At 73.0% G+C, this 19,457-nt stretch carries 17 protein-coding genes; 6 read left to right on the top strand and 11 right to left on the bottom strand.

Translation table 11 applies throughout. The annotated features are described in order from the left end of the window. Together AB0D44_RS32070 and trpS are read left to right on the top strand one after the other, a co-directional pair. Positions 1-303: hypothetical protein (locus AB0D44_RS32070; RefSeq protein ID WP_362597673.1), on the top strand; the 303-nt coding region annotated here is incomplete at its 5' end. 469 nt (positions 304-772) lie between these two features. Further along, positions 773-1,771, top strand: a complete 999-nt coding sequence (gene trpS, locus AB0D44_RS32075; protein WP_362597675.1) for a tryptophan--tRNA ligase — start codon at positions 773-775, stop codon at positions 1,769-1,771. 107 nt (positions 1,772-1,878) lie between these two features. Here trpS and proC read toward each other — a convergent pair whose 3' ends face one another. The 5 genes from proC to AB0D44_RS32100 all read right to left on the bottom strand — a co-directional run bounded on the left by proC (position 1,879) and on the right by AB0D44_RS32100 (position 5,584). Beyond that, the gene (gene proC, locus AB0D44_RS32080) at positions 1,879-2,688 is read right to left on the bottom strand and encodes a pyrroline-5-carboxylate reductase (protein ID WP_362597678.1); all 810 of its coding nucleotides are present in this window, start codon (positions 2,686-2,688) and stop codon (positions 1,879-1,881) included. A gap of 108 nt (positions 2,689-2,796) precedes the next feature. After that, the gene (locus AB0D44_RS32085; protein ID WP_362597681.1) at positions 2,797-3,576 is read right to left on the bottom strand and encodes an ABC transporter permease; all 780 of its coding nucleotides are present in this window, start codon (positions 3,574-3,576) and stop codon (positions 2,797-2,799) included. After that, positions 3,573-4,418: an ABC transporter ATP-binding protein gene (locus AB0D44_RS32090; protein WP_362597684.1), complete on the bottom strand. Its 846-nt coding sequence runs from the start codon at positions 4,416-4,418 to the stop codon at positions 3,573-3,575. The genes AB0D44_RS32085 and AB0D44_RS32090 overlap by 4 nt, the downstream gene beginning before the upstream one ends. A 130-nt stretch (positions 4,419-4,548) precedes the next feature. Continuing rightward, a complete protein-coding gene (locus AB0D44_RS32095) occupies positions 4,549-5,091 on the bottom strand; it encodes a hypothetical protein (protein WP_362597687.1) in 543 nt (180 codons plus the stop codon). 190 nt (positions 5,092-5,281) lie between these two features. Beyond that, positions 5,282-5,584 (bottom strand): peptidase, encoded by a 303-nt coding sequence (locus AB0D44_RS32100; RefSeq protein ID WP_362597689.1) that lies wholly within the window; start codon positions 5,582-5,584, stop codon positions 5,282-5,284. A 105-nt stretch (positions 5,585-5,689) separates the two neighbouring features. Here AB0D44_RS32100 and AB0D44_RS32105 point away from each other — a divergent pair, with 105 nt between their 5' ends. Beyond that, a complete protein-coding gene (locus tag AB0D44_RS32105; RefSeq protein ID WP_362597692.1) occupies positions 5,690-7,903 on the top strand; it encodes a serine/threonine-protein kinase in 2,214 nt (737 codons plus the stop codon). A 76-nt stretch (positions 7,904-7,979) separates the two neighbouring features. Here the strand turns inward: AB0D44_RS32105 and ilvD are convergent, their stop codons facing one another. The 4 genes from ilvD to AB0D44_RS32125 all read right to left on the bottom strand — a co-directional run bounded on the left by ilvD (position 7,980) and on the right by AB0D44_RS32125 (position 12,452). Then, complete coding sequence (gene ilvD, locus AB0D44_RS32110; RefSeq protein WP_362597695.1) at positions 7,980-9,830, bottom strand: dihydroxy-acid dehydratase; 1,851 nt, start codon at positions 9,828-9,830, stop codon at positions 7,980-7,982. A 127-nt stretch (positions 9,831-9,957) separates the two neighbouring features. Beyond that, positions 9,958-10,575 (bottom strand): TetR family transcriptional regulator, encoded by a 618-nt coding sequence (locus AB0D44_RS32115; protein WP_362597698.1) that lies wholly within the window; start codon positions 10,573-10,575, stop codon positions 9,958-9,960. After that, a complete protein-coding gene (locus AB0D44_RS32120; RefSeq protein WP_362597701.1) occupies positions 10,572-11,405 on the bottom strand; it encodes a sugar phosphate isomerase/epimerase in 834 nt (277 codons plus the stop codon). Before AB0D44_RS32120 ends, AB0D44_RS32115 begins: the two co-directional genes overlap by 4 nt. Before the next feature lie 108 nt (positions 11,406-11,513). After that, on the bottom strand, positions 11,514-12,452 hold the full coding sequence (locus AB0D44_RS32125; RefSeq protein ID WP_362597704.1) for a Ppx/GppA phosphatase family protein: 939 nt from the start codon (positions 12,450-12,452) through the stop codon (positions 11,514-11,516). A gap of 63 nt (positions 12,453-12,515) precedes the next feature. Here AB0D44_RS32125 and AB0D44_RS32130 point away from each other — a divergent pair, with 63 nt between their 5' ends. Next, positions 12,516-13,355, top strand: coding sequence for a hypothetical protein (locus AB0D44_RS32130; protein WP_362597706.1), 840 nt, complete (start codon positions 12,516-12,518; stop codon positions 13,353-13,355). Between the two features lie 17 nt (positions 13,356-13,372). Here AB0D44_RS32130 and AB0D44_RS32135 read toward each other — a convergent pair whose 3' ends face one another. Beyond that, positions 13,373-15,127, bottom strand: a complete 1,755-nt coding sequence (locus tag AB0D44_RS32135) for a hypothetical protein (RefSeq protein WP_362597709.1) — start codon at positions 15,125-15,127, stop codon at positions 13,373-13,375. Positions 15,128-15,369: 242 nt separating this feature from the next. Here AB0D44_RS32135 and radA point away from each other — a divergent pair, with 242 nt between their 5' ends. Further along, the gene (radA, locus tag AB0D44_RS32140; RefSeq protein WP_362597712.1) at positions 15,370-16,782 is read left to right on the top strand and encodes a DNA repair protein RadA; all 1,413 of its coding nucleotides are present in this window, start codon (positions 15,370-15,372) and stop codon (positions 16,780-16,782) included. A gap of 149 nt (positions 16,783-16,931) precedes the next feature. Continuing rightward, positions 16,932-18,056, top strand: a complete 1,125-nt coding sequence (gene disA / locus AB0D44_RS32145) for a DNA integrity scanning diadenylate cyclase DisA (protein WP_215147836.1) — start codon at positions 16,932-16,934, stop codon at positions 18,054-18,056. Between the two features lie 90 nt (positions 18,057-18,146). Here disA and AB0D44_RS32150 read toward each other — a convergent pair whose 3' ends face one another. Then, complete coding sequence (locus tag AB0D44_RS32150; protein WP_362597715.1) at positions 18,147-19,196, bottom strand: S1C family serine protease; 1,050 nt, start codon at positions 19,194-19,196, stop codon at positions 18,147-18,149. Between the last annotated feature and the right edge of the window lie 261 nt (positions 19,197-19,457).

Here is a 19,457-nt window from a genome sequence, read left to right on the forward strand (position 1 = left end):
CATCCACCGAAGTGGACGGGGTATCAACTTCTGGCGTTGATTTTTGGCACGCTGTTGAGTTCTCAAGGAACGGACGCTTCCTTTGTACTCACCCTTTCGGGCTTTCCTCCGGGCTTTCGTTCTGTTGTTCTTGCGTTTCCGACTCTATCAGACTCTTTCGGGCCCGATTTCCTCGGCGCTTTCCAGGTTCTGCGCTTTCGCGCTTTCCCTTTCCGGCGATTCCGACTCTATCAGATCCTTTCGGGCCTGACTCCCAGTCAGCGGGGTTTGCCGCCCGGGCTGTTGGGCCCTTGCGGCGAGTGAGACAGTAGCGGATTCCCTGCCCCCGAACCTAATCGGCGACGGCGTCCTCGGACGCGGATTCCTCATTCGCAAATACGCATGAAAACGAGACGACAAAGTGAGTCGTTCGTTCGAATGTGTAGTGCGGGATGGTCGTCCGGGGACCGACCGGGGTCGGCGCTCACTTCGGACAACTCGAAGAACCTTACGGACTTGGCACACGTGTGTCAACCCCCGGCTGACCTGCGGCGCGTGGTGTGCCAACTTCATGCCGTCCTCATGCCGTTCCGTCTACCCTGGCCCCATGACTACGCATGCGCTCACGCTCAACCTCCGTTGGTGGGCCGCCTGACGGCGGCCGACTGCAACGCGAGCACGCATGCGCTCACGGCCGCCGCTACGGCGGCCGTTTACGTTCCTCCCCTCCCGGGAGTGGCTCGGTCGTCCGACGCGGCGGCCCCGACACCACTCACACGAGGGAGTACAGGACATGACGAGGATCTTCAGCGGGGTCAAGCCGACGGGGCATCTGACGCTGGGGAACTACCTGGGCGCCGTACGCCAGTGGGTCGCCGCCGACCAGGAGCCGGACGAGGCCCTGTTCTGCGTCGTCGACCTGCACGCGCTGACCGTCGAACACGATCCGGCGCGCGTGCGGCGGCTCAGCCGGCAGGCGGCGACGCTGTTGCTCGCCGCCGGACTGGATCCACAGCGGTGCACGCTGTTCGTCCAGAGCCATGTCGGCGAGCACACGCGGCTGGCGTACCTGCTGGAGTGCACCGCCACCGACGGTGAGTTGCGCCGGATGATCCAGTACAAGGAGAAAGCGGCGAAAGCGCAGGCCGCGGGGGACGGCGTGCGGCTTTCGCTGCTCACCTATCCCGTGCTGATGGCCGCCGACATCCTGGCGTACCGGACCGACGAGGTGCCCGTGGGTGAGGACCAGCGGCAGCACGTCGAGTTGACGCGGGATCTGGCCGTGCGCTTCAACCAGCGCTACGGGCACACGTTCACGGTGCCCAAGGCCACGCATCCGGCGGTCGCCGCGCGGGTCATGGACCTCCAGGAGCCGACCTCCAAGATGGGGAAGTCCGACGCGAACGGCACGGGGATCGTCTACCTGCTCGACGAGCCGGGGGTCGTGCGCAAGAAGGTGATGCGGGCGGTCACCGACAGCGGGGCCGACGGGGTCGTCTACGACCGTGCGGCGCGGCCCGGCGTCGCGAACCTGCTGGACGTCCTGGCCGCCTGTACGGGCGGGGATCCCGTGCGGCTCGCCGAGGGCTACGACGGGTACGGCGCGCTCAAGCGGGACGTCGCCGACGCGGTCGTCGAGCTGCTGCGGCCGGTGCGGGAGCGGCATGCCGAGCTGGCGGCCGATCCGGCCGAGGTGGACAAGGTGCTGCGGGAGGGTGCGGGGCGGGCCCGGGAGCTGGCGCGGCCGGTGGTGGACCGGGCGTACGAGGCCATCGGGTTGCTGGCTCCGTGAAGGGGCAGCGGCACGGGCTCCGTGGAGCTTGCGTGAAGGGGCCCCCGTGAAGGGGTGAGAGGCACGGGCTGCGGGCCCCCGCTCGGCGGGGGCCCGTACCCCGCGTCTCAGCTGTTGCCGGAGGCCAGCTCGCGGCTGCGGTCGCGGGCCGCTTCGAGGGCGGCGATCAGGGCGGCGCGTACGCCGTGCCGCTCCAGCTCGACGATCGCGTTGATCGTCGTACCGGCCGGGGAGGTGACGGCCTCGCGGAGCTTGACCGGGTGCTCGCCGCTGTCGCGGAGCATCACGGCGGCGCCGATGGCGGCCTGGACGATGAGGTCGTGGGCCTGGGCGCGGGGCAGGCCCAGGAGGATGCCGGCGTCGGTCATGGCTTCGACGAGGAAGTAGAAGTAGGCGGGTCCGGAGCCGGAGAGGGCGGTGGCGGCGTCCTGCTGGGACTCCGGGACGCGCAGGGTCTTGCCGACACCGCCGAAGATCTCCTCGGTGTGGACGAGGTGTGCGGCCGTGGCGTGGCTGCCGGCCGAGATGACGGACATGGCCTCGTCGACGAGGGCGGGGGTGTTCGTCATGACGCGGACGACGGGGGTGCCGGGCGCGAGCCGCTCCTCGAAGAAGGAGGTGGGGATGCCGGCGGCGCCGCTGATGACCAGGCGGTCGGCGGGGACGTGCGGGGCGAGCTCTTCGAGGAGCTTGCCCATGTCCTGCGGCTTGACGGTGAGGATGAGGGTGTCGGCGCGCTTGGCGGCCTCGGCGTTGCTGACGGCCTCGACGCCGTAGCGGGCGTGGAGCTCCTCGGCGCGTTCCGCGCGGCGGGCGGTGACGAGGAGCTTCGAGGCGGGCCAGCCGCCGCGGATCATCCCGCTGAGCAGGGCCTCGCCGATCTTGCCGGTACCGAGGACTGCGACTGTCTGGGTCATGCCCGATTCACCTCGCCGAACGCGCTGCGTAGTACTGCGTACGGGATCATCCTTGCACTCGGGCCGGTGGGCCGGGCGGTGTGTCCGGTCCGTGGGCGCCGGGGTTCTTCAGGGGGTGCGGCGGCGGAGGGTGGCCGCGCCGAGGGCGAGGACGAGCAGGGCGCAGGCGGCGACGACGACGGCGTCGCGGACGAAGTCGGCGGTCATGTCGGTGTGGGTGAGGACCTGGGTCATGCCGTCGACGGCGTAGGACATGGGCAGGACGTCCGAGAGGGCTTCGAGGACGGGCTGCATGGTGTCGCGGGGCGCGAAGAGGCCGCACAGGAGCAGCTGCGGGAAGATCACCGCCGGCATGAACTGGACGGCTTGGAACTCGGAGGCCGCGAAGGCCGAGACGAACAGGCCGAGGGCGGTCCCGAGGAGCGCGTCGAGCAGGGCGACGAGGAGCAGGAGCCAGGGGGATCCGACGACGTCCAGGCCGAGGAGCCAGAGGGCGAGGCCGGTGGCGAGGAGCGACTGGACGACGGCGACGGCTCCGAAGGCGAGGGCGTAGCCGGCGATGAGGTCGCCCTTGCCGAGCGGCATGGCCAGGAGGCGCTCCAGGGTGCCGGAGGTGCGCTCGCGCAGGGTGGCGATGGAGGTCACCAGGAACATCGTGATCAGCGGGAAGATCCCGAGGAGGGACGCACCGATGCTGTCGAAGGTGCGGGGGCTGCCGTCGAAGACGAAACGGAGCAGCGTCAGCATCAGCACGGGGACCAGCAGCATCAGGGCGATGGAGCGCGGGTCGTGGCTGAGCTGGCGCAGGACGCGGGCGGCGGTGGCGGTGGTGCGGGCCGCGCTCATGGCGGTGCTGCGGGCCCCGTTCATGGCGGTCGTGGCGGTCATCGCTGCGGCTCCTGGGCGGCGGTGGCACCGGCGGTGCCGTGGGTGGGGTGCGGGGCGGGGGCGTGGGCGCGGGCGTTGGCCTCGTCGACGAGGCGGAGGAAGCCTTCCTCGACGGTGGCGGAGCCGGTACGGGCGCGCAGGGCGTCGGGGGTGTCCTGGGCGAGGATGCGGCCCTCGCGCATGAGGAGCAGGTCGTGGCAGCGCTCGGCCTCGTCCATGACGTGCGAGGAGACGAGGATCGTGGCCCCGCGGGTGCGGGTGATCTCGTGGAAGAGGTTCCAGAGGTCGCGGCGCAGGACGGGGTCGAGGCCGACGGTGGGTTCGTCGAGGACGAGGAGCTCGGGGGTGCCGAGCAGGGCGACGGCGAGGGAGACGCGACTGCGCTGGCCGCCGGAGAGGTTGCCGGCGAGGACGTCGGTGTGGGTGGTGAGGTCGACGTCGGTGACGGCCTGCCGCACGGCGGCGGCGCGGCGGTCGGCTGCGGCGCGGCCGGGGTCGAGGATCGCGGCGAAGTAGTCGAGGTTCTGCCGGACGGTGAGGTCGTCGTAGACGGAGGGCGCCTGGGTGACGTAGCCGATGCGGGAGCGCAGCTCGGGGTGGCCGGCGGGGCGGCCCAGGACCTCCAGGGTGCCGGTGACGCGGGCCTGGGTGCCGGCGACGGCGCGCATGAGGGTGGACTTTCCGCAGCCTGAGGGGCCGAGGAGGCCGGTGATGCGGCCGCGGGGTACGTCGAAGCCGATGCCGTCGAGGACGGTGCGGGGCGTGCGGCCCGTGCCGCGGCGGACGGTCAGGCCGTCGGCGTGCACGGCGGGCCCGGCTCCTGGGGGCGGGTTATTCATCATGTGATGAATAATGCTCCTGGCGGTGCCCGGGCGTCAATCGGCCGGAGCCGCCGGAAGACATTCGCCGCGGAGCGGTTGGGGGGAGCGGTTGCGGAAAGCGGTTGCGGAGAGCGGTTTCGGGGAGCGGTTGCTACTTCTTGCGCTTGGGGCGGCGTGCGGCTGGGTTGCCGGTACGGGCGCTGCGGCGGCGGGCGTAATCGGCCACGGCACGCTCGTGCTCGGCGCGGCGCAGCTTCTCGCCCGGGGCCTCGACGAGGCAGCGGAGGAAGTAGGCGATGAGCGAGCCGATGAAACCGATGGCCTTCAGGCCCTTGAGGGCGGCCTCGTCGGAGGAGGGGGCCGGGCGGCGGCTGAAGGACTCCCAGGTCTTGGCGAAGGCGATGGAACTGCAGACCGCGAAGAGGACGACGACCGAGATGCTGAGGAAGGGGCCGACGTTGCCGATCTCCAGGCCCTCGTAGGAGAGCCGGAGCAGGAGCGCGGCGGCGACGGCGGTGACCAGCGAGCCGATGGCGACGCCGGCGCGGCGCAGGGCGTAGCCGCCGTCGTGGTTCACCCAGGTGGTGCCGAAGAAGCGGATCGGCTCCGGCTCGGGCCCGGCGGGCGCGGCCGGGACCGCGGCCGGCTCGGCCGGTGGCCGGGGGAGGTTCTGGTCTCGCTGGTCGTCGCTCACATCGGCGATTATCCCCCGCCGGGCCGGCCGGGCCGGGTGTGTCTCACGTGTCAGACGGGCGGTGGCGGCGGCGCGGGACGCGGCTGGACCGGCCGGACCGGCAAAACGGCGGCCCTTGGCCGGCGGACCCGCGGACCGGTGGCCGGCGGCCGACGGACCCGCGGACCGTTGGCCGGCGGACCCGCTACCGCTAGCCGCAGTGCGCGGCCACGTAGCCGTCGCTGCCGGTCTTCACGTAGGCGTCGGACACGAACTGGCCGTTGCCGACGCAGTCCCACAGGTTCGTGGTGCCGTACGGGCCCGAGACCGTGGTGCCCGCGCACTGGCAGCGGATCGTCACCCAGGCTCCGAGCGGCAGGACGGCGACGACGGGATATCCGGTGCCCGGGCCGCTGCGGACGTTGAGCTGGACGCCGGGCGCGACCGGGTAGGACTTGTAGCCGGACCCTGCGGTGAGGGTCTGGACCTCGTTCACTTCGTTCTCAACCGACATCGGACATCTCCCCCTTGAGCATGACGCTCTGCAACTCGCGCAGGGTAGCAGGCCCTTACCGATTCATATGCGCCATCGACTAGGCTCCGGCGGGGGTGGTCGGCAGTGCATTCACTGCGCGCGGAACGGGCCGGTTTTCCGGAGTACGCCGGGCAGTACCGGCTGGAATCCGTCCTGGGTTCCGGGGGCATGGGAGTGGTCCATCTGGCCACCTCCGCATCCGGGCTGCGGCTCGCGGTCAAGGTCGTCCACGCCCAGCACGCGGCGGATCCGGAGTTCCGGGCCAGGTTCCGGCAGGAGGTCGCTGCCGCCCGCCGGGTGAGCGGGGCGTTCACCGCACCCGTCGTCGACGCGGACCCCGATGCCGAGCGGCCTTGGATGGCCACCCTGTTCATCGACGCCCCCACCCTCGCCGAACAGGTACGGGAGGAGACCCTCGCCCCCGGAGCGCTGGCCAGGCTCGGCGCCGGGCTTGCGGAGGCGCTGCGGGACATCCACCGGGCGGGCGTCGTGCACCGCGACCTCAAGCCCAGCAACGTCCTGATGGCGCCGGACGGCGTACGGGTCATCGACTTCGGGATCTCCCGGCCCGCCGACAGCGATCTGCGGACCGAGACCGGGAAGCTGATCGGCACACCGCCGTTCATGGCCCCCGAGCAGTTCCAGCGGCCGCGGGAGGTCGGGCCGGCCGCGGACGTGTTCGCGATGGGCGCCGTACTGGTGCACGCGGCGACCGGGCGCGGGCCGTTCGACTCCGACAGCCACTACCTCGTCGCGTACCAGGTGGTGCACAGCGAGCCCGACCTGACCGGAGTACCCGCCTCCCTCGCGCCGGTCATCGCGCGCTGCCTCGCCAAGGACCCCGCCGACCGGCCCACCCCCGACGCCCTGCTCGGAGAGCTGCGGGCCGCCGCGTATCCGACGGAGGAGGAGACCCGCGCCTTCATCCCGCAGCCCCGGCGGCCGGTCTCGGCACAGCCCGCGCCGCCCGCCGCGCACGCCGAGCCCGCCCCGCACGCCGTGCCCGCCCCGTCCGCCGCGCCGCTCCCCGCCGACGAGGTCACGCACCGGCGCGTACGCGTCACCGGCACTCCGCGCCCGGGGCGGCGACCGCGACGGCTCGCCCTCGCCACCGCGCTGGCGCTGCTGCTGACGGGCGGAGCCGTCGGCGCGTACGCGCGGTTCGCGGACGGCGAGGACCCCGCGGGGCGCACCGCTCCGCACCCGGCGGGCTCGGCCGCACAGGCGCCCCCGCCCACGCCGTGGTCGGCCCCGCTCGGCGACCGCGGCCCCGGGAACACGGTGGCCGCGTGTGCCGCGGCGGGCACAGCCCTGTACTGCTCGACCCCGGGACTCGTCGCGGCCCGGCTGGACCCGGCCGACGGCGCCCTCTCCTGGTCGGTGCCCGCACCGGGCACCGCGGCACCGACGGCGGGCGCCACCGCGCTCGCTCCCTCCCCGAGCGGCGGGCTCGTCCTCGCCGTGGCCCCGGGAAGCGGGCTGCTCCAAGCGCTGGACCCGGCCACAGGCGTACCGCGGTGGAAAAAGGAGATCGCGCCGAACGCGACCGTGCTGCCCGCCGGCTCGAAGGTGCTGGCCGCCGCGGCGGACGGGACCGTCACGGCGCTCGACGCCGCCACCGGCACCGTCAGCTGGAGCAAGCGGCTGGGCCGGGTGGGGTCCGTCTGGCTCACCGGCCCGGGCCGGCCGGACGGCGGCCTGGACCTGTACGTGTCGACCCGGGCCGACGACGGCACGTCCTCGCAGGTCTCGGCGGTCGATCCGGCCGACGGCACGCTGCGCTGGCACCTGCGCGCGCCGGGCCTGCTCAAGCCGGTCGGGGCAGCCCAGGGCGGTCTGTACCTCCTGGCCGGCGACCTGCAGGGCATGTCGGTGGCGGTCGTGCGCATCGATCTCGCCACGCGGGCGGTCCGGCGCACCGCATTGTCGGTGGCGCAGCTGCAGGCCGAGGCGGCCGTCGGACCGGACGGGATCGTGTACCTCATCGGCGTCTCGGGCGCGCTGACGGCCGTCGCCGGAGAGAAGGAAGCGTGGCGGCTGGAGACGGCCGTGGCCACGGCATCCCGGCCGGTCGTCGACGCCGGGCAGCTGTACCTGATGGCGGCCGACGGCCGGCTGATGGCGGTCGACGCACGCGCCGGACGGCTGATCGGGCAGACCGACCCCCGGATGGGGACCGGCCGGGGCACCTACACGGCCACCGTGCCCGCGCCCGTGGTCGCCGACGGGCGGGTGTTCGGGAGTGCGCCCGACGGGACCGTGTTCGCGGTGGACGCGGCGAACCCCGCCGGCTGGTGAAGCGGCCGGCGGGGTTCGGGAGCGCGAAGCGGGGCGAGCCGGGGTGGTGCGGGCGCCCGGCGGACGGCTGGGTCCGTCAGGAAAGACGGCTCACGTCGCGGACGGCACCCTTGTCGGCGCTCGTGGCCATCGCCGCGTAGGCGCGCAGGGCCGCGGAGACCGTGCGCTCGCGGTCCTTGGGGGCGTACACGCCGCCGAGGGCCTCGTGGCGGGCGGCCAGCGTGGCCTCGTCGACCAGGAGCTCGATGGACCGGTTCGGGATGTCGATCCGGATCCGGTCACCGTCCTCGACGACCGCGATGGTGCCGCCCGATGCCGCCTCCGGGGAGGCGTGGCCGATGGACAGGCCCGAGGTGCCGCCGGAGAAGCGGCCGTCGGTCACCAGGGCGCAGACCTTGCCGAGGCCGCGGCCCTTGAGGAAGGAGGTCGGGTAGAGCATCTCCTGCATGCCGGGACCGCCGCGCGGGCCCTCGTAGCGGATGACGACGACGTCGCCCGCCTTGATCTCCTTGCGCAGGATCTTGTCGACGGCCTCGTCCTGCGACTCGCAGACGACCGCCGGGCCCTCGAACGTCCAGATCGACTCGTCGACACCGGCGGTCTTGACCACACAACCGTCGACGGCGAGGTTGCCCTTCAGGACGGCGAGGCCGCCGTCCTTGGAGTACGCGTGCTGCACGGAGCGGATGCAGCCGCCCTCGGCATCGAGGTCGAGGGTGTCCCAGCGCTCGGACTGGGAGAAGGCGGTGGCGGAGCGCTTGCAGCCGGGGGCCGCGTGCCACAGCTCCATGGCCTCCTCGGACGCCGTGCCGGAGCGGGCGTCCCACTGCGCCAGCCAGTCCTCCAGGTTGGTGGAGTGGACCGAGGTGACGTCCTTGTTCAGCAGGCCGCCGCGGTGCAGCTCGCCCAGGATGGCGGGGATGCCGCCGGCCCGGTGGATGTCCTCCATGTAGTACGTGCCGCCGGGCGCCACGTTCGGGGCGACCTTGGCCAGGCACGGGACGCGGCGCGAGACCTCGTCGATGTCCTTGAGGTCGTAGTCCAGCCCCGCCTCCTGCGCCGCCGCCAGCAGGTGCAGGATCGTGTTGGTCGAGCCGCCCATCGCGATGTCGAGGGCCATGGCGTTCTCGAAGGCCTGGCGGGTGGCGATGTTGCGGGGCAGGACCGAGTGGTCGTCCTGCTCGTAGTGGCGCTTGGTGATCTCGACGATCGTGCGGCCGGCGTCCTCGTAGAGGGCGCGGCGGGCCGTGTGCGTGGCCAGGACCGAGCCGTTGCCCGGGAGGGCGAGGCCGATGGCCTCGGCGAGGCAGTTCATCGAGTTGGCGGTGAACATGCCCGAACACGAGCCGCAGGTCGGGCAGGCGTTCTCCTCGATGCGCAGGACGTCCTCGTCGGAGACGTTCTCGTTGGAGGCGTCGACCATCGCGTCGATCAGGTCGAGCTTGCGGACCGTGCCGTCGACCAGGGTCGCCTGGCCGGCCTCCATCGGGCCGCCGGAGACGAAGACGACCGGGATGTTGAGGCGCATGGCGGCCATCAGCATGCCGGGGGTGATCTTGTCGCAGTTGGAGATGCAGATCAGGGCGTCGGCGCAGTGGGCCTCGACCATGTACTCCACGCTGTCCGCGATCAGGTCGCGGGAGGGCAGGGAGTAGAGCATGCCCGCGTGGCCCATCGCGATGCCGTCGTCGACCGCGATGGTGTTGAACTCGCGCGGGATCGCACCGGCCGCGCGGATGGCGTCGGAGACGATCCGGCCGACCGGGGCCAGGTGGGTGTGGCCGGGGACGAACTCGGTGAACGAGTTGGCGACCGCGATGATCGGCTTGCCGATGTCCTCGCTCGCTACGCCCGACGCACGCATAAGGGCGCGTGCGCCCGCCATGTTGCGGCCGTGGGTGACGGTGCGGGACCTCAGCTCGGGCATCGGGTTCACTCCCCATGAGTGCGGCCGGCCTTGCGAGCGCGGCCACGACTGTAGATATGAATCAGTTACGAGGCTACGCCTCCGGCCCGGGATACGGACAGCAGGTCCGCATGCCGGGACGCGGGGCTCATTCCTCGGTCAGGTACCGCTGGAGGGTGGGCGCCACCAGGGACACGATGGCCTCCGGGTCGGCGGACGCCAGGGGCTCGACCTGCACCACGTACCGCAGGATCGCGATGCCGACCATGTGGGAGGCCGCGAGCTCCGCGCGGAAGGTCGGGTCGGGGACGTCGAGGTCGGCCGCCACGCGCTCCAGGACGCGGCGCAGCACGATGCGGCGCAGCACCGCGGCCGCCGCGTCGTGGGTCAGCGCGGACCGGATCACGGCCAGCAGCGGCGCCCGGGTGACCGGGTTCTCCCAGATCCCCAGGAAATAGCGGGCGAGCCGCTCCCCGATGCCGGCCGGGCCCTCGCCGAGGATCGCCGGGACCACCAGCGCCGGCTCCATGCTCAGCTCGATGGCGGCGGCGAACAGGTCGTCCTTGCTGCCGAAGTAGTGGTGGACCAGCGCCGGATCCACGCCGGCGGCCTTGGCGACACCGCGCACGGAGGTCTTGTCGTAGCCGCGCGCCGCGAACTCGGAGCGGGCCGCGAGGCGGATGCGCTCCTGGGTGCCGGGCCCCTCCCCGATCTCGTCCTGGCGGGGCCGGCCGGGGCCGCGGCGGCGCTTGGCGGGCTCGGTCACGGGCGCCGCGCCCCGTCGCGCGGGGCGGACGCGGTGGCGAGGTGCAGGCGGGTGAAGGCCAGCGCCTCGGCGAGGTCGGCCTCGCGCTCGGCGGAGGACATGGCGCGCCGGGTGTTGACCTCGATCACCACGTGCCCGTCGAAGGACGTACGCGCGAGCCCCTCGAGCAGCTCGGCGCAGGGCTGCGTACCGCGGCCCGGGACCAGATGCTCGTCCTTCGCCGAACCGTTTCCGTCGGCGAGGTGGACGTGCGCGAGCCGCCCGCCCATCCGGTCGATCATCGCGAGGGCGTCCGTACGGGCGGTCGCAGTGTGCGAAAGGTCGACCGTGAAATGCCGGTAGTCGTCCTTCGTCACATCCCACTCGGGGGCGTAGGCGAGCATCTCGCGGTCGCGGTAGCGCCACGGGTACATGTTCTCGACGGCGAAGCGGACGTCGGTCTCGTCGGCCATCCGCCAGATCCCGGTGACGAAGTCCCGCGCGTACTGGCGCTGCCAGCGGAAGGGCGGGTGGACGACGACGGTGGACGCACCGAGCCGCTCGGCCGCCGCCTGGGCCCGCTGGAGCTTGGTCCAGGGGTCGGTGGACCACACCCGCTGGGTGATCAGCAGGCACGGCGCGTGGACGGCGAGGATCGGCACCCGGTGGTGGTCGGACAGCCGGCGCAGGGCGTCGACGTCCTGGCTGACCGGGTCCGTCCAGACCATGACCTCGACGCCGTCGTAGCCGAGGCGCGCGGCGATCTCGAAGGCGGTCGCCGTGGACTCCGGATAGACGGAGGCGGTGGACAGGGCGACTTTCGCGGTCGGGACACGGACTGGTTCTGCCACGGACACAGGGTACGGGGTACGGGCCCGGCGCCCCCTCGTGCGTTCGCCCCCGCGCCAGGCCCCGGCGTCCCGACCCGCCCTCAGCCGGCGCTCCTCAGCCGGTGCTCCTCAGCCGGTGCCCGTCGGCAGGTGGTCCAGCCGGCGCAGGATGACGCCCTCGCGCAGCGCCCACGGGCAGATCTCGAGCTCGTCGACGCCGAAGAGGTCCATCGCACCCTCGGCGACCACCGCTCCCGCCAGGAGCTGGTTCGCCCGGCCCTCCGAGACGCCCGGGAGGGCCGCCCGCTGGGCCGTGGTCATCGCGGCCAGCCGCGGGACCCACTCCTCCAGCGACTTGCGGGTCAGGTCCCGCTGCACGTAGAGGCCCTCGGCCGTGCGGGCCGCGCCCGCGATGCGGGCCAGCTGCTTGAACGTCTTCGACGTCGCCACCACGTGGTCCGGGGTCCCGAAGCGGCTGAACTCCCGCACGGTCCTCGCGATCTCCGCCCGCACGTGCCTGCGCAGGGCGCGGAGGTCCAGCGCGTCCGGCGGGTCGCCCGGCAGCCAGCCGGCGGTCAGGCGGCCCGCTCCCAGCGGGAGGGAGACGGCCGCGTCCGGGTCCTCGTCGATGCCGTACGCGATCTCCAGCGAGCCGCCGCCGATGTCGAGGACCAGCAGCTTCCCGGCCGACCAGCCGAACCAGCGGCGCGCCGCCAGGAAGGTCAGCCGGGCCTCGTCCTCGCCGCTCAGGACGGGCAGGTCGACCCCGGTCTCGGCCTTGACCCGGGCCAGCACCGCGTCCGCGTTCGTGGCCTCGCGGACGGCGCTGGTCGCGAACGGCAGGACGTCCTCGCAGCCCTTGTCCTCGGCGGCCTGAACGGCGTCGGTGATCACGGAGACGAGACGCTCGACCCCCTCGGGAGTGACCGCGCCCTCCTCGTCGAGCAGCTCCGCCAGCCGCATCTCCACCTTGTGCGAGTGGGCCGGCTGCGGGCGCGCGCCGGGGTGCGCGTCCACCACCAGCAGGTGGACCGTGTTCGAACCCACATCAAGGACACCGAGTCTCATAGGGGGAAACGCTACTGCGACGAACGCGGACGGGTGACGTAAGGGGCGCTTAGGCTTGAGTTTGTGCCACATACGAAGAAGGCCAACAAGACCACGTCCGGCGGCAAGGCCGGGAACAAGACCGCCAAGGCGAAGGCCGCCGTACCGGCGGGCGACGAGAAGGGGCTCGATTTCGCCCGGGCCTGGGTGGAGTTTCCCGATCCCGCCGATGACGAGCAGGTCTTCCGCTGCGACCTGACCTGGCTGACCTCCCGCTGGACGTGCATCTTCGGCAACGGCTGCCAGGGCATCCAGGCGGGGCGGGCGGCCGACGGGTGCTGCACGCTCGGTGCGCATTTCTCCGACGAGGACGACGAGAAGCGCGTCGCCCAGCACGTGGCCCGGCTCACGCCCGAGCTGTGGCAGTTCCACGACGTGGGCAGCGAGTCCGGGTGGACGCAGGCCGACGACGACGGGGAGAAGCAGACCCGTCGCTGGGACGGCGCGTGCATCTTCCTGAACCGGCCGGGGTTCCCCGCGGGGGCCGGCTGCTCGCTGCACATCCTCGCCCTGAAGGAGGGCCGGGAGCCGCTGGAAACCAAGCCCGACGTGTGCTGGCAGCTGCCGATCCGGCGTACCTACGACTGGATCGAGCGGCCCGACGACACCCGGGTGCTCCAGGTGTCGATCGGCGAGTACGACCGGCGCGGCTGGGGTCCGGGCGGCCACGACCTGCACTGGTGGTGCACGTCGGCGACCTCCGCGCACGGCGCCGGCGAGCCGGTGTACGTGTCGTACCGCCCCGAGCTGACCGAGATGATGGGCAAGGAGGCGTACGAGGAGCTGGTGAAGCTGTGCGAGGCACGGCTCGCCTCGCTGCTGCCGATGGCCCCGCACCCGGCCGACCCGGAGCTGCCGGCCTAGCGCCTAGCGCTTAGCGCCTAGCCCGACGTGGCCGGGGCCGAGGACGAAGCCGAGGGGCCCGGGCCGGGGTCGGGGTCCGGGGAAACCGTTCCTCCTGGCGTCGGGGTCGGGGTGGGCGTGGGCGTGGGTGTCGGGGTCGGAGTCGGGGTGGGTGTCGGGCTCGACGGCGGGGTCGGGGTGGGGGTCGGGGCCGGGGTCGACGGCGGCTCCGGGGTCGGCGCCGGGCGCCCGCGGCCCTGGATGGCGACGACCGCACCGCCGGGATCCACCCCCACCCGGGCCGCCCAGGCCCCCACCGGCTGGGCCTCGGTGTCCACGGTGATCCGCAGGGTGACCGATTCTCCAGGGGCCAGCGTGCCCGCCGTGCGGCTCGCGCGCAGCCAGGGCGCGTCGGACCAGAGCCGCCAGTCCACCGGCGCGCCGCCGGACGCGGTGAGGGTGAGCAGCGTGGTGGGTCCGTGGGAGGACGCGGCCACGGTGAGCCGGCCGGGGGCACCGGCCCGGTCGGGAGCCGGCGGGGGGCCGGTGCTGATCACCTGGACGGAGACGTCGGGCTCGGCGCTGCCCGGGGCGAAGGCGGGGCCGCCGGTGGCGGAGGAGGCGTTCCCGGCGTTCTCGTAGGCGGTGAGCGGGCGGCCGCCGATGTGCGGCGCCGTCGGGAGGTCGGATTCGCGCGCCGAGATGCGGGTGGCGCTGTCGCCGCCGACGGGTTCGCCGGTGCTGGGCGCGCCGCGGTAGGCCGCCCACAGGGCCAGGACGGGCGCGGCGACGACGGTGGCGACCACGGTGGTGGTCACCGCCCGGGCCCGCATCCGGTCGAGGCGGGCCGCGCGGTCCTTGGGGTCCATGGGGAAGCCGGTACGGTCGAAGCGCGGGGCGGGCCGCCGGCCCCTGCCGCCGGAGCGCAGCATCGCGGCGTGGACGGCGGTGCGGGGGGCGGGGACGAGCGGGAGGGCGGCGGTGTCGATGCCGGCGGAGCCGGGCCAGGGGGCTCCGGCGCCCACGCGCTCGGCGACGCGGCGGCAGCGCGGACAGTCGTCGACGTGGCGCACGAGCTCGGCGCGCAGGGTGGTGGAGAGCAGGACCTGCCCGTCGCCGGTGAGCCGGGAGACGCCGGGGCAGCTGCCGGTCTCCACGACGGCGAGGGCGGTGCGGGTGCGCTCCACCTCGCAGGCGGCGCCGGACAGCAGCTCCCGGGCGGCGGCCGCGGGCGTGCCGAGGACGGCGGCCAGTTCGGGAACGCCGAGCCGGTGGCGGACGGCGAGCTCCAGGGCCTCGCGCTGTTCGGGCGTGGTCCCGGCGGCCTCCGGCCAGGCGAGGCGGGCCAGCTCGGTCCGGCGGTACGCGCTCACGTCGAGCGTCCGGCGGGTCCCGCCGGACGGGTCGCCCTCCGTTCCCGTACCCTCGCCCGGCGCACGTCCGGACCGGGTGTGCTCCGGCGCACGCCCGGCGCAATGCGCGCCCTGCCGTGCGCGCCTCTGCTCCGCCAGCCGGTGCAGGCAGCCCCAGCGCGCCAGGGCGTAGAGCCAGGCGCGCCGGTCCCCTTCGTCGGGGCAGCGGCCGGGATGCCGTTCGGCCACGGCGAGGACGCCGCCCAGCACCTCGGTGGCGGTGTCGTGGTCGCACAGGACCGACAGGCAGTACGTGAACAGGCCGTCCAGGTAGGGCTCGTGCCGGAAGGGCGGCGGCGGCTCCTGCTCGAGGGGCGTGCGCCCGTGCGCCCGGTGTGCGCCGGAGCGTGACGAGGAGTGTGCCTGGCTGCTGCTGTTCACCTGGCGACCGTAGGCGGCGCGCCGGTGGACCTCCGGAAGCCTTCCCCGGATTTAGCCCTTATGGGTGAACAGATCGGTGGGGCACTGACCTCGGTGTTGTCGGCGGGGGCAGCCGGGCAGCCGGTGCGGTGCCCGCCCGCGGCCCGCGCACTGCCCGCGCCCGGCCCGTGCGGTGTCCGTGCGGTGTCCGGGCAGCCGGTGCAGTGTCCGCGCTGTCGGTGCCGGCGGCTACGGTGAGCCGCATGGCTGCCCGTACTGCTCGTTCATCCGCCAAGGACCGGCCGTCCTACCGCTGTACCGAATGCGGCTGGACGACCGCGAAGTGGCTCGGGCGGTGCCCCGAGTGCCAGGCCTGGGGCACCGTCGAGGAGATGGGCGCACCCGCCGTGCGGACCACCGCGGCGGGCCGGGTGTCGACCGCCGCGGTGCCGATCGCGCAGGTCGACGGCCGGACGGCGACCGCGCGCAGCACCGGTGTGGACGAGCTGGACCGGGTGCTCGGCGGCGGTCTCGTGCCCGGCGCCGTGGTGCTGCTGGCCGGGGAGCCCGGCGTCGGGAAGTCGACGCTGCTGCTCGACGTCGCCGCGAAGGCCTCCAACGGCGACCACCGCACGCTGTACGTCACGGGCGAGGAGTCGGCGAGCCAGGTGCGGCTGCGCGCCGACCGGATCAACGCGCTGAGCGACCACCTGTACCTGGCGGCAGAGACCGACCTGTCGGCCGTACTGGGGCACCTGGACGCGGTCAAGCCCTCCCTCCTCATCCTGGACTCCGTGCAGACCGTCGCCTCCCCCGAGATCGACGGCGCGCCCGGCGGCATGGCCCAGGTCCGCGAGGTCGCCGGGGCCCTGATCCGCGCCTCCAAGGAACGCGGGATGTCCACGCTCCTGGTCGGTCACGTGACCAAGGACGGGGCCATCGCCGGACCCCGGCTCCTGGAGCACCTGGTCGACGTGGTGCTCAGCTTCGAGGGCGACCGGCACGCCCGGCTGCGGCTGGTGCGCGGCGTCAAGAACCGGTACGGCGCCACGGACGAGGTGGGCTGCTTCGAGCTGCACGACGAGGGCATCACCGGGCTCGCCGACCCGAGCGGCCTGTTCCTGACCCGGCGCGCCGAGGCAGTGCCCGGGACCTGCCTGACGGTGACCCTGGAGGGCAAGCGTCCGCTGGTCGCCGAGGTCCAGGCGCTGACCGTGGACTCGCAGATCCCCTCCCCCCGGCGGACCACCTCGGGCCTGGAGACCTCGCGCGTCTCGATGATGCTGGCGGTGCTGGAGCAGCGCGGCCGGATCACCGCGCTGGGCAAGCGGGACATCTACAGCGCCACCGTGGGCGGCGTGAAGCTGACCGAGCCGGCCGCGGACCTGGCGATCGCGCTGGCCCTGGCCTCGGCCGCCAGCGACGTCCCGCTCCCGAAGAACCTCGTGGCCATCGGGGAGGTCGGCCTGGCCGGCGAGGTGCGGCGGGTGACCGGCGTGCAGCGGCGGCTCGCGGAGGCGCACCGGCTGGGCTTCACGCACGCGCTGGTGCCGGCGGATCCGGGCAAGGTACCGGCCGGGATGAAGGTGACCGAGGTCGCCGACATGGGCGACGCGCTGCGGGTCCTGCCGCGCGGGCGCTCCCGTACGCCGGCCCGGGAGCGGGAGGGGTCGTAGGCGCGTCCTGGCCGGTCAGGGGCCCCGTGCGGGGTCGCCGCGGGGCGTACCCGGGCAAGCCACGGCGGGGCCGCAGCGCACGCCGGTAGACTTCGGGATGGTCCGCCCGGCCGTACGCAGGCGGCGCAACCCGCGACCGGAGGAGTGCAGTGGCAGCCAAGGACGGGGCAGCAGCATCCGGCAAGTCGGGCGCGAGCTCCAAGCAGGAGGCCATGATGCGCGCCTCGCTGAGCGCGGTCGCACCTGGTCAGCCGCTGCGTGACGGCCTGGAACGGATCGTCCGCGGCAACACCGGCGGGCTCATCGTCCTCGGCATGGACAAGAGTGTCGAAGCCATGTGCACGGGCGGGTTCGTCCTGGACGTGGAGTTCACCGCGACCCGGCTGCGCGAGCTGTGCAAGCTCGACGGCGCGCTCATCCTGGACAAGGACATCACCAAGATCCTGCGGGCCGGTGTGCAGCTGGTTCCGGACGCGTCGATCCCGACGGAGGAGACGGGCACCCGTCACCGGACCGCGGACCGCGTCTCCAAGCAGTGCGGTTTCCCGGTCGTCTCGGTGTCGCAGTCGATGCGGCTGATCGCCCTGTACGTGGACGGGGAGCGGCGGGTCCTGGAGGAGTCCGGGGCGATCCTGTCGCGGGCGAACCAGGCACTGGCCACGCTGGAGCGGTACAAGCTGCGCCTCGACGAGGTCGCGGGCACGCTGTCGGCCCTCGAGATCGAGGACCTGGTGACGGTCCGTGACGTGACGGCGGTCGCGCAGCGGCTGGAAATGGTGCGCCGGATCGCGACCGAGATCGCCGAGTACGTGGTCGAGCTGGGTACGGACGGGCGGCTGCTGTCGCTCCAGCTGGACGAGCTGACGGTCGGGATCGAGCAGGAGCGGGAGCTGGTGATCCGCGACTACGTGCCGGAGCCGACGGCGAAGCGTTCCCGCACGGTGGAGGAGGCGCTGCCGGCACTGGACGCGCTGACGCATCCGGAGCTGCTGGAACTGGCGATCGTGGCGAAGGCGCTGGGGTACACCGGCTCGCCGGAGACCCTGGACTCGGCGGTGTCGCCCCGCGGGTACCGGCTGCTGGCCAAGGTTCCCCGGCTTCCGGGGGCCATCATCGAGCGGCTCGTGGAGCACTTCGGGGGCCTGCAGAAGCTGCTCGCGGCGAGCGTGGACGATCTGCAGACGGTGGACGGCGTGGGCGAGGCCCGCGCGCGCAGCGTCCGCGAAGGCCTCTCCCGGCTGGCCGAATCCTCGATCCTCGAGCGGTACGTCTAGACGGCCGAGGGCAGCGGGCGGTACGCCCAGGGCCGCCCCGGTACGTGCGGCGACGGCCGCCCAGGGCCTGACGCGCCGCGGAGGGCCGCCCTACTTCTTGCCTCCGAGCACCACTTCGGTGGTCCAGGCCTCTCCGGCCTTGCCGCCGGTGCTGTCGAGGGTGCCCGAGTAGACCCCGTCCACGGGGAGCTTCTCGTTGGCCGAGGTGGACTGCAGGACGTCGCAGACGTCGGCCACGGAGGTCACGGGCTCGCCCTTGACCGCGGTCAGCACGTCGCCCGCGCCCAGGTTGGCCTTGGCGGCCGGGGACTGCGGGTCGACGGACAGGGCGATCACCCCGTCGATCTTCTGCTTCTGGAAGGCCGTGAAGGCCTTGTCGTCGGGGGCGCCGATCTCCTCGAAGGTGCCGGGGAGGGTCGGGTCCGACATGTCGAGGAGCCACCACCCGGGGTCGTTCTTGGTGTCGCCCGCGGCCAGCCCGGCGAGCTTGGGTTCCGCGTGGTCGCTGCTGATCGCGTAGAACTGCCCCGATACGCCTTCCTCCGCGTAGCCGAGGGTGTTGATGCCGACGACCTCCCCCTTGGCGTTGAGCAGCGGCCCGCCCGAGTTGCCGGGGTTGACCGTCGCCGAATGCTGGATCAAAGAGGGGTAGTTCGGAAGGGACGTGAGGGGCGTGGAGCCCACCTGGGGCGTCTGTACGGCTCCGGAGGTGAAGGCGACGTTCTGGGTGGCGTCGGTGTCGCCGAGGGAGGCCGGGTAGCCGAGCGCCATGACGGTGTCGGCCGTCGCGACGTCGCCGCTCTTGCCGAACTCGAGCTCCTTCAGATCCTCTTGCGGGGAGGTGAGCTGGAGTACCGCGAGGTCCTCGCAGGGATCGGTGCCGAGTACCCGCACGGGAGTGGGCGGCTGGTCCCCGATGACCACCTTCAGGGCGGCCTCTCCCTGGATGACGTGGGCATTGGTGACGATGAGCCCCTCGTCGGCGTCATAGACGAAACCGGTACCGGTGCCGTACTTCCCGAGCACGTGCACCGTGGCCGGCGCGGCCTTCTCGTAGACCTCCTTGGGCGAAGGATCGTCCGCCTGCGCCACCACGGGGCTCCAAGCGGTGATGACCGCGGCCAGGACGCCGACAGCCACACCTGTGACTCTCGCACTCATAAGGTCCCCTTCGACTGGGGCGGCCAGGCCCCGCCCCCTGGAACCACTGCCGGCCGGGAACTATGGCTGTGATTTCAGCGTAATCCCGCGGAGCCGGGCTGTCCTGGAGGGGGATTTGGCCCCGGCCGCCGGGCGGAGGGCGGAGGGCTAGGGGGTGTCTGACGGAGGTCCGTGGTGAAGGAGCGGTGTCCGGTGCGTGCTCTCGGCGTGCCGGCCGGATGCCCCCGTACTGGACGTACT

The sequence above is a fragment of the Streptomyces sp. NPDC048349 genome (genome assembly GCF_040651925.1).
Classification (GTDB): Bacteria; Actinomycetota; Actinomycetes; order Streptomycetales; family Streptomycetaceae; genus Streptomyces.